13 protein-coding genes are annotated in these 13,544 nt (G+C 66.2%); 3 read left to right on the top strand and 10 right to left on the bottom strand.

The features are described from left to right. The first annotated feature begins 67 nt into the window (after positions 1-67). The 3 genes from ATE62_RS06225 (at position 68) to ATE62_RS06235 (ending at position 3,691) form a co-directional block, all read left to right on the top strand. Positions 68-853 (top strand): metallophosphoesterase family protein, encoded by a 786-nt coding sequence (locus tag ATE62_RS06225; RefSeq protein ID WP_058808649.1) that lies wholly within the window; start codon positions 68-70, stop codon positions 851-853. After that, a complete protein-coding gene (locus ATE62_RS06230) occupies positions 850-2,814 on the top strand; it encodes a polysaccharide biosynthesis protein (RefSeq protein WP_058808650.1) in 1,965 nt (654 codons plus the stop codon). Before ATE62_RS06225 ends, ATE62_RS06230 begins: the two co-directional genes overlap by 4 nt. A gap of 91 nt (positions 2,815-2,905) precedes the next feature. Then, entirely contained in the window at positions 2,906-3,691 is a 786-nt protein-coding gene (locus ATE62_RS06235) for a class I SAM-dependent methyltransferase (protein ID WP_197411693.1), read from the top strand. Here the strand turns inward: ATE62_RS06235 and ATE62_RS06240 are convergent. Genes ATE62_RS06240 through ATE62_RS06285 form a run of 10 tightly spaced genes read right to left on the bottom strand, consistent with a single transcriptional unit; the run spans position 3,688 to position 13,541 of the window. Next, positions 3,688-4,554 carry an FkbM family methyltransferase gene (locus ATE62_RS06240; protein WP_082662638.1) on the bottom strand — a complete coding sequence of 289 codons (867 nt, stop codon included), beginning with the start codon at positions 4,552-4,554 and terminating at the stop codon, positions 3,688-3,690. The two genes, ATE62_RS06235 and ATE62_RS06240, sit on opposite strands and share 4 nt — an antisense overlap. Next, positions 4,551-5,675 (bottom strand): hypothetical protein, encoded by a 1,125-nt coding sequence (locus ATE62_RS06245; protein ID WP_058818467.1) that lies wholly within the window; start codon positions 5,673-5,675, stop codon positions 4,551-4,553. The genes ATE62_RS06240 and ATE62_RS06245 overlap by 4 nt, the downstream gene beginning before the upstream one ends. A 4-nt stretch (positions 5,676-5,679) precedes the next feature. Continuing rightward, entirely contained in the window at positions 5,680-6,837 is a 1,158-nt protein-coding gene (locus tag ATE62_RS06250; RefSeq protein ID WP_197411694.1) for an N-acetyl sugar amidotransferase, read from the bottom strand. A 10-nt stretch (positions 6,838-6,847) separates the two neighbouring features. After that, positions 6,848-7,639, bottom strand: a complete 792-nt coding sequence (locus ATE62_RS06255; protein ID WP_197412014.1) for a HisA/HisF-related TIM barrel protein — start codon at positions 7,637-7,639, stop codon at positions 6,848-6,850. Beyond that, entirely contained in the window at positions 7,627-8,457 is an 831-nt protein-coding gene (locus tag ATE62_RS06260; protein WP_058808656.1) for a sulfotransferase family protein, read from the bottom strand. Before ATE62_RS06260 ends, ATE62_RS06255 begins: the two co-directional genes overlap by 13 nt. Before the next feature lie 3 nt (positions 8,458-8,460). After that, positions 8,461-9,069 carry an imidazole glycerol phosphate synthase subunit HisH gene (gene hisH / locus ATE62_RS06265; RefSeq protein WP_058808657.1) on the bottom strand — a complete coding sequence of 203 codons (609 nt, stop codon included), beginning with the start codon at positions 9,067-9,069 and terminating at the stop codon, positions 8,461-8,463. Beyond that, positions 9,066-10,397 (bottom strand): oligosaccharide flippase family protein, encoded by a 1,332-nt coding sequence (locus tag ATE62_RS06270; protein ID WP_058818468.1) that lies wholly within the window; start codon positions 10,395-10,397, stop codon positions 9,066-9,068. The genes hisH and ATE62_RS06270 overlap by 4 nt, the downstream gene beginning before the upstream one ends. A gap of 32 nt (positions 10,398-10,429) precedes the next feature. Beyond that, positions 10,430-12,256 carry an asparagine synthase (glutamine-hydrolyzing) gene (gene asnB / locus ATE62_RS06275; RefSeq protein ID WP_058808659.1) on the bottom strand — a complete coding sequence of 609 codons (1,827 nt, stop codon included), beginning with the start codon at positions 12,254-12,256 and terminating at the stop codon, positions 10,430-10,432. 5 nt (positions 12,257-12,261) lie between these two features. Continuing rightward, entirely contained in the window at positions 12,262-12,852 is a 591-nt protein-coding gene (locus ATE62_RS06280) for an acyltransferase (RefSeq protein WP_058808660.1), read from the bottom strand. Next, positions 12,849-13,541: an acyltransferase gene (locus ATE62_RS06285; RefSeq protein WP_058808661.1), complete on the bottom strand. Its 693-nt coding sequence runs from the start codon at positions 13,539-13,541 to the stop codon at positions 12,849-12,851. The genes ATE62_RS06280 and ATE62_RS06285 overlap by 4 nt, the downstream gene beginning before the upstream one ends. Between the last annotated feature and the right edge of the window lie 3 nt (positions 13,542-13,544).

Below are 13,544 nucleotides of genomic sequence, written 5' to 3' on the forward strand. Positions count from 1 at the left end.
TGTGCGTTGTAGCGGGGCTGCGGCGACAGACCGGCATTGGGGTGGGGTGTCAGTTTCAATCGGTAAGATGATGTTAAAAAGACTTTTCAGCCGCAAGGCGGATCCCGAGCCCGTTGTCGACGACTGGCCGCAGGCACCCGACGGCACGCGCGTCTATGCGATCGGCGACGTCCATGGCCGGCTCGACCTGCTCGACGCGCTGCTCGAGCGTATCGCCGACGAAAGCTTGCGCAATCCCGCCGAAAGCGTGCACTTGGTGATGCTGGGCGACCTGATCGATCGCGGCCCGCAATCGGCACAGGTCGTCGAGCGGCTGTTGACCGTACCGAAGGGCGTCGACGAGATGCACCTGTTGATGGGCAATCACGAAGAGGCGCTGCTCGAAATCCTCGACGGCGCGCATTCGCAGCTGCCGGGGTGGATACGCTATGGCGGGGAACAGGCGCTGCAAAGCTACGGGCTTGAAGACACGTCGATTTTCGGCGATAGAGAGGCATTGGTCGCCAAAATCCACGCCGGCATACCGGCTTCGCATGTCCGTTTGTTCCGCTCGATGGTGGATTATGTGCAGATCGGCGACTATCTTTTTGTCCACGCGGGCATTTTTCCCGGGCGTCCGCTCGAACAGCAACAGGCGCACGACCTGCGCTGGATCCGCGACGAATTTCTCGACGACAACCGGGATCATGGCGTGATGGTCGTCCACGGTCACACCATCACCCCCGACGTCGATTGCCGCGTCAACCGCATCGGCATCGACACCGGCGCCTATCGCAGCGGGATGCTGACCGCGCTGGTGATCGAGGGCAGCTCGCGGCGCTTCCTCAAGACCGGACAGGGCATCGCCGCATGATCCTTGCGCGGGCCTGGGCGGTGGTCGAAGAGCGCATTCTTGCGACATTGGCGTCGCTCGTTGCCCTCGGGCGCAGCGAAAAGCGCGCGATCCTGATCGTCGCCGACGCGATGCTCTGCGTCGCGGCGGTGCTCGTCGCCTTCTCGCTACGGCTCGGACGATGGGGGATCTTCGAGCCGGAGGTCGGGTTGGCCGCGGTGATTGCGCTGTCGAGCTGGCTCCCGATCTTCCTGATTCGCGGCACTTACAGCTCGATCCTGCGGTTCTCCGGTGGCCGCACGATGGTCGGCCTCGGCTATTCGGTCGCGCTCTATGCGATCCCGATCGTCGTCATCTTCGGGCTGATCGGCATGGACGGCGTGCCGCGGACGCTGTCGGTGATCCAGCCGATCGTCTTCCTCCTGTTCCTGGCGATGGTCCGCATCGTCGCGCGCTATGCGGTCGTCGACCTTCTCAAGCGGCGCGATATCCAGCAGGCGTCGATCGTGCTGATCTATGGCGCGGGCGAGGCGGGGCAGCGGCTGGCGATGGCGCTGCGCAGCGACCCCTCGATGCGCCTCGTCGGTTTCATCGACGACGACCGCAAGATCGAGGGCGAGATCATCGACGGCGTGCCGATCTATTCGCGCCCCAAATTGCCCTGGTTGGTCGACACCTATGGCGTCACCGACGTGCTGCTCGCGCTGCCGCACGTCACGCGCTCGAAACGCCGGCGCGTGATGAAATCGCTCGAGGACTGGCCGATCCGCGTGCGCATGCTGCCCGACATGCGCCAGATCATCGACGAGCAAGTGTCGGTCAGCGATCTGCGCGACGTCCAGATCGAGGATCTGCTCGGCCGCGACCCGGTGCCGCCGAACCAGCTGTTGCTGGGCCGCACGATCGTCGGCAAGACGGTGATGGTCAGCGGCGCCGGCGGCTCGATCGGCAGCGAGCTCACGCGCCAGATCGTGACGATGCGGCCGCATAAGTTAATCCTCGTCGAATCGTCCGAATATGGCCTCTATGCGATCGGGCAGGAATTGCAGGCGGTGATCGCCACACTGCCCGAGGGACAGCAGCCCGAGCTGATCGAGGAACTGGGCAATGTCACCGACCAGCCGACCGTGCGCCGCCTGCTCGCGCGCTGGCGCCCCGATACCATCTTCCACGCAGCGGCGTACAAGCATGTGCCGCTGGTCGAGGCGAACCCGATAGCGGGCATCGGCAACAATGTCTGCGGCACGCTGTTCATGGCGAGCGAGGCCGACCGCGTCGGCGTCACCAACTTCGTGCTGGTCAGCACCGACAAGGCGGTGCGCCCGACCAACGTCATGGGCGCGTCGAAGCGCGTGTGCGAACTGGTGCTGCAGGGCCTCGCGGGCCGCGGTAGCAAGACGATCTTCGCGATGGTGCGCTTCGGCAACGTGCTGGGGTCGAGCGGCTCGGTGGTCCCACTCTTCCGCGAGCAGATCAAGAATGGCGGGCCTGTGACGGTCACCCACCGCGACGTCACGCGCTTCTTCATGACCATCCCCGAGGCCGCGCAGCTCGTCATCCAGGCGGGCGCGATGGCGAAGGGCGGCGAGGTGTTCGTGCTCGACATGGGCAAGCCGGTGCGGATCATCGAACTCGCGCGCACGATGATCAACCTGTCGGGGCTCACCGTGCGCGACGAGGATCATCCTGACGGCGACATCGAAATCGCCGAGGTGGGCCTGCGCCAGGGCGAGAAGCTCTACGAAGAGCTTCTGATCGGCGACGATCCCAAGCCGACGGGGCACAGCCGCATCATGCAGGCGCGCGAGGCGATGCTCGAATGGGGCGAATTGTCGGGCAAGCTCAATGCGCTGCGCGACGCGATGGACCATGGCCGCGCCGACGAATGCCTGACGATCCTGCACGAACTGGTTCCCGAATTCCGCCCGCCCGAAGAGGTGAACCAGGAAAGCACGCCTGCGCAGGCGCCGCTCGCGGGCTGAGCTTTGCCGACTTTTAGTGGCGCCGCGGTTGCGCGGCCCCGATGGCTGCGATAGCGCCGCTTCACCCGATCACCCCAGCATGGAGCGCGCCTTGGCCGCCGCATTCGAAGCTCTCGACCTTTATCTTGCCCGCCAGATCGAGGCGGTGCCCGGCTATTTCGGACAAGTCGAGGCGGCGGCGATCGATGCGGTCGGCCGCTGGCAGGTCGAGCAGGGGATCAAGGGCAACCTCGCCGAGATCGGCGTACATCACGGCAAGCTCTTCTTCATCCTCGCGCTGCTGCGGCAGGCGGGCGAGCGTGCGCTGGCGATCGACCTGTTTGAGGACGATGGGCTCAACACCGACATCCACGCCGGGCGCGACCGCGCCTTTTTCGACAACCAAGCGAAGCTGGGCATCGCGCTCGACGAGAGCGAGGTGTGGAAGATCGATTCGACGACGGTCACGCCCGAGGCGATGCGTGAGCGGATCGGGACGCTGCGGTTGATCAGCGTCGACGGCGGGCACGACTATGCGACGGTGAGCAGCGACCTGCGGCTCGCCGACGCGGTGCTCGCCGACGACGGGGTGATGGTGATCCACGATTTCTTCGGAATAGGCTGGCCCGATGTGTCGGTCGCGGCGATCCATGTCCTGACCGAGGCGCGCGAGCGGCTGCAGCCCTTCCTGATCACGCCGTATAAATTGTTCGTCGCGCGGCCCGCCGCCGCGGCGCGCTATCGCGCGATGCTGCCGGGCAACCCGCGGCTCGGCAAGGCAGCGCTTGCCGAACGCACGATGTTCGATGCGCCGATCACGGTGATGACGCTCGGCCGCCGCGAGGTGCTGAAGCGGAGCCTGCGGCGGAAACTGGGGTTGCTACCGAAGCGGCTCTAGCCCGCAGTCAGTTCGGCGGCGCGCTCGGCGGGGCACATGACATATTCGCAGAGCGCGAGGTCGCCGTGGATGCCGATCGTCCCGAGCGGTTCGAAGGCGAAAGCGCCGCCCTGTCCGGCGTGGAGCACCCGCAGGATGCGGTAATCGGCCGCCGCGAGCCGCGCCTCGATCCGGGCCTGCCGCGCGATACGGTCGGTGCGCTCGGCCGAATAGCAGGGCAGGATCTCCATCGTGATCAGCGGACGGTCGCGCACAATCACCGGCGCCAGCGCGTCGATGACGTCGGCCTCGGCGCCCTCGACGTCGATCTTGATGACGCCCACCGGCGGCGCGAGCAGGTCGTCGGGCAGGTCGGTGGCGCCGAGGATCGCGACAGTCTTGCGAAAGCTCACCGCCTCGCCCGGACGGAAACCCTCGACGATCGACGCCGAGCTGTCGCCGCTGCGGCCGTTGTAGAGTTCGAGCGTCACGATCCCGCTGCTCGCGCCGAGCCCAGCGGGGACGACGCGGCAGTTCGGCCAGCCGTTGGCGGCGAGCAGTTCCTCGACATAATGGACGCACACGGGGTTGGGTTCGAACCCGACATAACGGCGCGCGGGGTCGATCGCCTTCGCCTTGATCAACGTCTGCCCCAGATTGACCCCGACATCGACGAAGGTTCCGGGACCGAGCGCCATCAGCCGGCGGAGCAGCGCGAGCATCCAGGGCTCGGTGAGTTCGGCCATCAGCCCCGCCGACACCGGCACCGCGACGCGTGTGCCGCCGACGTCGGCGGCGACATTGCGGTTGATCCGCGCGAACTGGCCGAGCCGGCGCAGGATGCGGTTGGCGAGCCGGCTGTTCGCGCTGATTTCCATGCTCATGTGCTGCTGTCCTTCAGATGCGCGGCGATGCGGTCTAGATTGGCGCGATAGCTGTTCGCGAGCGCGAGCTCGGTCCGTGCGCGCCAGCCGGTATCGCGGCCTTCGCGCACCGCCGCAATCGCGGCGTCGAGCTTTTCGGTCAGTTCGTCGGGCGCCCCCGGCGCGGCCATGAAGATACCCGGCGCATCGGCTTGCGCGGCGATCGCGCTGCTCACGACCTCGCCGCCGAGCGCGAAATATTCGAGCAATTTATGCGAATTGACCCCGCGATTGCGATCACGCGCGACGTCATAGGGCAGCAGCCAGATATCGACGTCGACGGTCGCGGCGATCAGCGCATCGCCGGTGAGCAGACCGGCCATTTCGACATTGGGCTGCGCCGCGAGCCCGTCGACCCAGGCGCGGATTTCCGCCGTCTCGCCCTGTACGGGGCCGATGAAGCGGAAGATGCAGTCGGGATGCGCGACAACGAGCGCGGCGACGCGGTCGCGGTCCATCGCGGGCTGCGCGAGATTGCCAATGAAGCCGATCGTCACGGGCGCATCGGCGGTGCGGATGCGCGGGGCCGCGAGGCGCACGCGCGCGGCTTCGGCGAACAGCGGCGACAGGCCGTGGCCGACGACATGGCTCGGCCGCCCTTCGGGCGCGATATCGCCGACGATCGAGGCGTCGATGCCGAGGATCAGGTCGGCGTGGCGATGCATATCGTCGCCGGGATCGAGCCGGTCGACGACGTGCAGGATCGATGCGGGTGCGCGGAACGGCCGATGGTCGGCGAACTGCCGCGCATTGTCGAAATCCCAGAGCAGGTCGACCGCGCCCACGAGCTTCCGGATCGCGCGCGCGCGGAAGCGCGCGGCGGCGACGAACAGCGGCGTGGCGCGATATTTGGCGCGCGCGAGCGGCATGCGCGGATGGTCGAGCAGTATGATGTTCGCGGTGTCACTCGGCGTCAGGCGGATCGCGCCGTCGCCGGTCGGCGGGTTGGCGAAGATGACGTCATGGCCGAGCGCCGCGAGTTCGCGTGCATAATGATGCTTCGACACCTGCAGCCCGGTCCACGGCTGCGGCGACAGCATCAAAATCCGCAGCGGAGCGCCGAGTAGGTCGGGGGCAGGCATCGGCCTAGCGTTTCAGGCCAACGGCGCGCATCGCCTTGCCGAGCGCGCCGACGACGCGGAAATAGCGCTCGCGCTGCGCCTTGTCGGTGCCGTAGATCTCGTGCCGCTGGTTGGGCAAGTTCAGCACCGCCTCGAACTCGCTCTCGGTGAAACCGAGCTTCTTGCGCACATAGGCCTTGTCGCGTTCCTGCAGCGCCTCGTCATAGGTCGGCTGCTGCAGCTCGCGCAGCGCCTCGTCGCGTGTCATCTGGCCCGACAGGATCAGGTTCGACAGATGCGCCTTGCGCTTGTCGACCCCGAATTTCCGCGGGAGGATGTAACCTTGGTAGAAACGCGTGAAGAGCGATTCATAATGTTTGCCGCCATAGTCGACCCAGTCGAGCTCGCGAATCAGCAGCGCCTTAGCCTCGGCCTTGTTGTAGTCGATCAGGTCGAGCACGGCTTCAGAATGGATGCCGCGGATCAGCTGGTACCAGGCCTTTTGCCACACGCCGAGCGCCGGGAGCTTCTTGAGCGGCTTCGTGCCGAATTTTTTGTGAATGTTGCGAATGTTTTCGAGGTCGAACTTCGCATAGTTCCACGACGGCGGCATCACCGATTCGGTCGCGAAATTGAGCCCCGAGAGCATATATTTGAGCTTGTGCCGCGCCGCGAGCCGATAGAGCGCGCCCGAGATCATATGATCGGTGGGAACCTCGAGATCGACGACCGAGGCCTTGAAATAGGCGCGCTGGAGGTCGCGGAACTCTTCCCAGTCCATCACGAAGGTGTGGAGCTCGAAGCCCAGCTTCTTGCAGATATTCTCGATATTGCGGACCGCGAGCTCGTTATTCCAGCCATTGTCGAAATGGACGATCAGCGGGCGCAAATCCCATTGCTTCGCGAGCCAGGTCACATAGCTGCTGTCGACCCCGCCCGAAAGGCCGATGACGCAGTCATAATCCTTGCCCGCGCCGTCGGCCTTGATGTCGGCGAGCAATTTCTCGAGCCGCGCCTTCTTCTGCCCGGCATCCGGCTGCGTCGCCATCAGCGCCTGATATTCGTGCCAATGGTTCGACACGCCGTCGGCGTCGAAGACGATGTCGGGATCGCTGCCGTCCATGACGGTGCGCGTGCAGACGCGCGTCGAGGAGGTGGGCAGGGGAGAGGTCGCCTGGGTCACTGGGTCTCGTTCAGTCAAGCTTCTGGAAGAGCTGTTGCTTGAGGTCGGCCTCGTCGGGATAGGAGATGAGGACGCCTTGATTCGGTGCGCGATAGACGAACAGGCTCGACGCCGCCACCGCCGACGCGCCCCCTTGCACCGCAGGCAGGAAATCGCCGAGCCCCGCCGCGCCGCCGCACGCGACCACGGGCACGTCGACCGCCTCGGCCACCGCGGTCGCCGTCGCGAGGTCGTAGCCCGACCATTTGCCGTCGCGGTCGATGCTGTAGACGATGATCTCGCCCGCGCCCGCCGCGACCATCGCCTTCGCCGCCTCGACGGGCGCCTGGCCGGTCTTGCTCTTGCCGCTGCGGGTGAGAACCTGCTGCCCGCCGAGCAATTTCTTGGCATAGGGCAGCGACACCGCGACCGCCTGCGCGCCGAAGCGCTCGGCGATGGCGGTCACCAGCCCCGGATTGGCGAGCGCTTCGCTCGACAGCACGACCTTTTCGAGCCCGAGCTGGAACAACTGCGCGGCGTCGTCGACGCTGCGGATGCCGCCGCCATAACCCATTGGCAAGAAAGCCTCCTCGACGATATCGCCGATCGCCTCGAAGCTGGGCCCGCGGCCGTCGACGCTCGCGTCGATGTCGAGCAGCAATATCTCGTCGACCATCTTGGTGTTGAAAATGCGCACCGCGTTGATCGGGTCGCCGATATAGGTGCGCTTGCCGAACGCGACGGTCTTCACCAGCCGCCGCTCGCGGTCGATGGTCAGCACGGGGATCACGCGGATGCGGCGCATGCGGCTCAAACCTGCCATTTCGCGAAGGCTTGGCCCGTCAGCGCGCGTAGTTGCGCGACCTCGGGGGCGTAGCGGTTGCGCAGGTCGTCGACCTGCTCGTCGGTCAGTTCGGGCTTTTCGAGGCCCGGAAACAGCACCTTGGCCACCGCAGGCCGGCTGAGCTGCGCGTCGAGGTCGAAGGGCGCAAGCTTGCGCGCGGCGCGATAGGGCAAAGCCATCCGCCAGCGGTTGGGGACGCCGTTCGTCGCATTGGTGTTCGACTTGAAGGCGAAGGCCTGTTCATCCTCGACCCGATCGAGCCCGAGGAAGGCGAATATGCTGTTCATCGTCGCGTGCCGCGCGCGGTTGAGCTCGTCGCTGTCGACCACCAGCACCTGCTCGATCGGGAAATGCTCGAGGAAGAAGCGCAGCTGCCAGGCATATTTGCCGGTCTGGAACTGATGATCGTTGGCGAGGTTCCAGGCGATATCCTCCTGCACCGTCTCGCCGACGTAATTTTCGACGATGTGCGAGCGATAGCGCTCGATCGGGTCGCGGACGAGGTAGATGAGCTTCGCCTCGGGAATGATCGCCGCCATCTTCTCGGGCGCGCCCTTGTAGAAGGGGTGGTGGCTCTTGGTGTAATTCTGTGACGCCTCGCCGCGCACCGCCTTCGATCCGTCGAACTGCGCCGTATACCAGTCGAGCGAGCGGTGGGCGTTCTCGCCCGAGAAGAAGTTGATCTCCTTGTCGGCCGCCATATGCACGTCGGGATGCAGGTCGAGATAGTCGTTGAGACTGGTCGTGCCGCATTTCATCGCACCGATGACGACGAGGTTGGGGAGCGCGGGGGTCATCGCTCAGAGCCCCGCATAGCGGCTGAGTACCGCCATGCCGAAGGAGAGGCTCTTTTCGGGATGGAACTGCACCCCGAAGACATTGTCTCGCTCGACCCCGGCGGTGAAGCGATAGCCGTGGACCGTATGGCACAGCTCGGTCCGCGGATCGTCGCACGCGATATGAAAGCTGTGGACGTAATAATAGCGCGCCTCGGGCGTATCGACCGCCATTCGGTGCCCGGCGTTCCAGCCGGTGTCGGCCCAGCCGATATGCGGCACCTTGAGCCGCGTATCGAGGCGGCTGCGGTCGAAGGCGACCGTCGTCGCGGGAACCCAGCCAAAGCCGGGGAGCGCGCCCTCCTCGCTGCCACGCGTCAGCAATTGCGCGCCGAGGCAGATGCCGAGCATCGGCACCCCGCGCTTTACCGCCTCGTCGAGCGGCGCCGACAGGCCCTTGTCGTGCAATCGCTGCATGCCCCAGTCGAACTTGCCGACCCCGGGCAGGATCAGCCGCTCGGCCTTGGCCACCTTGTCGGGATCGCCGGTCAGCTCGGCACGATGCCCCAGATATTGGAGCATGTTGATGATCGAGCGCGGGTTGCCCGCATCATAGTCGACGATGGTGATCATGGTTTCACCGCTGCCGCTTCCGCGGACTGCCCCCGTCTGCTTCGGTGATCGCGCTCGACGATCAGGATGCTGCTGCCAAGATAAACGAGGTATAACAATATCTGCGCGCCCGCAAACACGTCGATGGCGATTTCGGGCGCAAAACCCAGAAAGGCGACCGACGCGACCGCCACGGTGGTCACCACCGCGAACAGGATCGACAGGAAGAAGTCGAGCCGCTGGCGGTGATAGAGCCACAGCACCTTCGAGGCGGGCATGACGATCAGCTGCAGCGCCATCACCGGTGCCAGGATGCGCGCGATATGCCCCGCCTCACTCCACTGCGGCCCGAGGACGAAGACGAACAATTGTGGCGCGATCAGCGCGAGCAGGAGGAAGGTCGGCGCGCTGATCGCGGTCATCCCGGCGACAAGCTTCCAGAACAAGGGGCGGCAATGGCCGGCGCGCGCCATATCCTGCGCGCCGCGGCGGAAGAAGACCTGGCCGATCGCGCCGCCCAGGATGCCGACGGGCAGCATCAGCAGCCCGCGCGCTCGATTATAATGGCCGACGATCGCCAGCATATTGCCCCACAGCGACAGCACGAGCACGGGCGAGGCCGACGAGACCTGCTCGATCATCGAGGTAGGGGTGGTCCACAGCGCGTAATTGCGGTGCGCATGGCCCGCCGCACGCATTCGCGCCCAGCTCAGGCCGCGCAGCCCGGCGATCGCGTCGCGATTGCCGATCCACACCCACAGGAAAGCGGCCAGCTGGCCGAGGAAATAGCCGGTCATCAACCCGCGCGCGCCATAGCCGCCCCAGGCGAGGAGCAGCGCGCCGCCCGACGAGACGAGGACGTTGAGGATCTGGTAGCCGCTCATCAGCCGGTAGCGGTGGTGGCGGTTCGCCCAGCCGAGCAGCGCCGCGCCGGTGCCCGAGGCAAGCACGGTGGCGGGGAGCAGCAGGAGCCAGACACCGAGATCGTCGAGCCCCTGGATCCCACCAGCGCGTAGCAGCAGCACCCCCGCGAGGGTCAGCGCGGAAAAGCCGAAGGCGAGCAGCAGGCTGAGCCCGAGTAGCGCATGCGCCTGTTCCTCGTCGGCCTCGGCGACCAGCGCGCGCGCCATCTGGAGATTGGCGAGCGCCGACAGGATGACCGCGATCGACATATAGGTCGCGAGCACGCCATAATCCTGCGGCGCATAGAGGCGGCTGAGGATCGGCGCGAAGCCGAAGCTGATCGCCGTCGCGACGAACTGCCCGCCCGACAGGGTCGCGGCGCTGCGCAGGAAGGACGAACGTCGCAGGTGGAACAGTCGGGCCAGCAAATTCGCGCCAATCATCATCTTCGGCGGCGGCCGCGGCGGCCGCCCGGGGGTTACAGCGAAACCGCGAACCGCCTGACCCACGCCGCAAGGCTGATCAAGCGAAATATCGCCGGGTCGTAGCGCTTGGGCTCGAGCCGGTAACGGCCCAGCCGCGCGCCGAGTTCGGCGGTATCGAGCAGCGGCGCGAGCGTCGCGGTGGCATCGCCCAGCATCGCGGCGAGGCGCTCGGGATATTGCACCCCGAACTCGGCGTCGGGCGACGAAAAGCCGATCTTGCCGCGGCGCCAGCGGATCGCGTCGGGCAATTCGCCCATCGCGTCGCGGAAAATGCGCTTCTGCCAGCCGCGCCCGACCAGATAGTCGGTGGGCAGGCCGCAGACGAACTCGACCAGCCGGTGATCGAGGAAGGGCACGCGCGATTCGATACCGAACTGCATCGCGTTGCGGTCCTGCGAATGGAGCTGATAGGGGATGCTCGACCGCACCAGTTCGTCGAACGACAGGGCGCGGAAATCCTTGGGCAAGGCATAGGCGTGGCGCGCGGCGCCCTTGCCGCGCCACAGCCCGGCCATCAGCGGCGAGATGTCGCTCTCGCGCCGGAGCAGCGCCGCAACCATCTTGCGCGTGGTGAGCGTCAGCGATTCGGCGTTGGTCAGCCCGCGGCCGCGCAGGTTGCGGCCGACCTCGGCGATGTCGCCGCTCCTGAGCGCCGCGCGCTGCGCCGCGAGCCAGAATTCGCCATAACCGCCGAAATATTCGTCGGCGCCCTGGCCGTCGAGCATCACCGTGACGCCCGCTTCGTGCGCGGCCTTGAACAGCGCGTGCTCGTTGAAATGGCTGCCGCCGGGGAGCGGCTGGTCCTGCGACCATGCGAAGCTTTCGAGCCATTCGGGGGTGTAATAGTCGAGCAGCGAGACCGGCACTTCGACGTGGCGGAAGCCGAAGCGCTGCGCGACCTGCGTCGCATAGCCGCGCTCGTCGTGGCGCTCGTCGGCATGATAGATGGTGAAGAGCGGGAAATCGCCCGGATCGCCGACGACGGGCGCGCTCGCCGCGGCGATCGACGAGCTGTCGATCCCGCCCGACAGGCTGGCGCCCACCGGAACGTTCGCGACATGGTGCGAACGCACCGCGTCGTCGAACAGCGCGTGCAACCGCTCGCACGCCTCGCCATAGCCGATGTCCTGCGGCTCGACATGGATCGCGAGGTCGTACCAGCGCATTTTGAGGAACTGGCCGCCGGCGAGGTCGTGGATCGCGAACTCGCCGGGCGCCAGCGTCTTGATGTCGGCGAAGAAGCTGCGCTCGTCGAGGTTGAGCCGGCCATATTCGAGGAAGGTGCGCAGCACGCTGTGATCGGGCGTCGAGCCGACGAGACCGGTGGCGAGCAATTGCTTTGCTTCAGAGCCCGCGATGAACACACGGTCCGAGAGATGATAGCAGAGCGGCTTGATCCCAAAGCGGTCGCGTGCGAGCAGCAGCTTCTTCCGCCGTCCGTCGTAGAAGCAGAAGGAGAACATCCCCTGCAGCCGCGGCAGCGCGTCGACCCACCATTGGTCGAGCGCGTGGAGCAGCACCTCGGTATCGGATTTGGTGTGGAATGTGTGGCCGAGCGCCTCGAGTTCGGTACGCAGTTCGCGGAAATTATAGATGGCGCCGTTGAACTGCAGCCAATTGTCGCCGCTGCGCATCGGCTGGTTCGAGCGGTCGTTGACGTCGATCACTGCGAGGCGGCGATGCGCAAGGCCGACGGCACCGAGCTCGACGATCCCCTCGGCATCGGGGCCGCGATGCGCGACGGCGTTCGCCATCGCCTGTAGCATGGCGCGCTCGACGGGCCGCCCGTCGCGATTGACCAGGATTCCCCACCCGCACATTGGTTTCAGCTAGCTCCCGGCGCAGGCGCGGTAAAGGCGGCGCGGAAGCGGCCGAGATATTGATGGCGCAGGTTGCGGCGCGCGAAAGCATCGAAATCGGCCGCGGGGACATAGCCGTGTCCGGCGTCCGCGGGGATCGAAGGGGCAGGGCGATCGTGCGTGCCGACGACCTTGGCGGGATTGCCCGACAGCACCGCGCGCGGCTGAAGGCAGGATTTGGTCACCACGCTGCCGCGCGTGACGATACAGAAATCGGCCAGTTCGACGCCGGGCAAGATCGTGCAGCCTTCTTCGATGATGCAATGATTGCCAATGACTTGCGGGTCGACCTGTACATAGCTGGTAAGCCGCGTCGGGTCATGGTCGCCCGAGATCAGTCCGACTTCGCGCCCGATTCGCACCCCGTCGCCGATCACGATTCCCATGTTCGCGCTCACATAGCAGAGCGGCTCGATCCCCGGCCAGCTGTCGCGGCCGAGCAGGACGCGGTTGGGGTAGGCGAGCTGGCTGTCGGGGTGCATCGGCCAATAGGCGGCGCCGTTGATGCCGACCAGATGCTGGGCCAGGCGAATGCGCCAGGGGACGGACCGGCTCATGCGGCACCCCAAATGCGGTCGAAGAGCACAGGATCGATATATTTCCCGCGCAGCGTCGCGATCTCGGCAAGCGGCGTATAGCCGACATAGGGGACGGCGCGCTGCCAATGCTCGCACGCCGCGGGATCGAGCCGCTTGATCAGCCGCGCCGGATTGCCTGCGATGACGCAGTGCCCTTCGGGAAAGCTGTCGGTGACGACGCTGTTCGCGCCGACGATCGTGAAATCGCCGAGCCTCACGCCGGCCTCGACCGTCACGTTCATCGTCAGCAGGCTGTATTTCCCGATCGAGATCGAGAAATCCCCAGGCGCCCCGGTCGGCGCCTGCCCCTCGGCGACCGAGCGCATGCGCACCGTCGGCGCGATCTGCGTATAATCGCCGATGTAGATGCCGCCGCGCCCGTCGATGTCGCAGCCGACGCTCCAGCCCGGCGAGGTCTCGGGCCCGATCACCACGAAGCGCGCACCGCGCACGCGCGTCGAAGGGTGCACCGGCCAATAGGCGTCGGCGTTGCGGCGCATGATGCGCTGCCAGAACCACATGCGGAAATGCACATCGACCTGCGTCTGCGCGGTGTCGACGAAGAAGCGTTTCCCGGTCAGCCGGTGGAAGCGCGCCTCGAACAGCCGGCGCAGCCGGTCGACCGCCGTGGCGGGCCAGCTCATCTGCATGTTGAGGAGACGGCTCATGCC

Source organism: Sphingopyxis sp. HIX (assembly GCF_001468285.1).
GTDB lineage: Bacteria > Pseudomonadota > Alphaproteobacteria > Sphingomonadales > Sphingomonadaceae > Sphingopyxis.

Coding starts and splice junctions, on each gene's coding strand:
- ATE62_RS06270 (WP_058818468.1), bottom strand. CDS start 10,397: ATGATGATTGGCGCGAATTTGCTGGCCCGACTGTTCCACCTGCGACGT.
- ATE62_RS06280 (WP_058808660.1), bottom strand. CDS start 12,852: ATGAGCCGGTCCGTCCCCTGGCGCATTCGCCTGGCCCAGCATCTGGTC.
- ATE62_RS06240 (WP_082662638.1), bottom strand. CDS start 4,554: ATGAGCATGGAAATCAGCGCGAACAGCCGGCTCGCCAACCGCATCCTG.
- asnB (WP_058808659.1), bottom strand. CDS start 12,256: ATGTGCGGGTGGGGAATCCTGGTCAATCGCGACGGGCGGCCCGTCGAG.
- ATE62_RS06285 (WP_058808661.1), bottom strand. CDS start 13,541: ATGAGCCGTCTCCTCAACATGCAGATGAGCTGGCCCGCCACGGCGGTC.
- hisH (WP_058808657.1), bottom strand. CDS start 9,069: ATGATCACCATCGTCGACTATGATGCGGGCAACCCGCGCTCGATCATC.
- ATE62_RS06245 (WP_058818467.1), bottom strand. CDS start 5,675: ATGCCTGCCCCCGACCTACTCGGCGCTCCGCTGCGGATTTTGATGCTG.
- ATE62_RS06225 (WP_058808649.1), top strand. CDS start 68: ATGATGTTAAAAAGACTTTTCAGCCGCAAGGCGGATCCCGAGCCCGTT.
- ATE62_RS06230 (WP_058808650.1), top strand. CDS start 850: ATGATCCTTGCGCGGGCCTGGGCGGTGGTCGAAGAGCGCATTCTTGCG.
- ATE62_RS06260 (WP_058808656.1), bottom strand. CDS start 8,457: ATGACCCCCGCGCTCCCCAACCTCGTCGTCATCGGTGCGATGAAATGC.
- ATE62_RS06255 (WP_197412014.1), bottom strand. CDS start 7,639: ATGGCAGGTTTGAGCCGCATGCGCCGCATCCGCGTGATCCCCGTGCTG.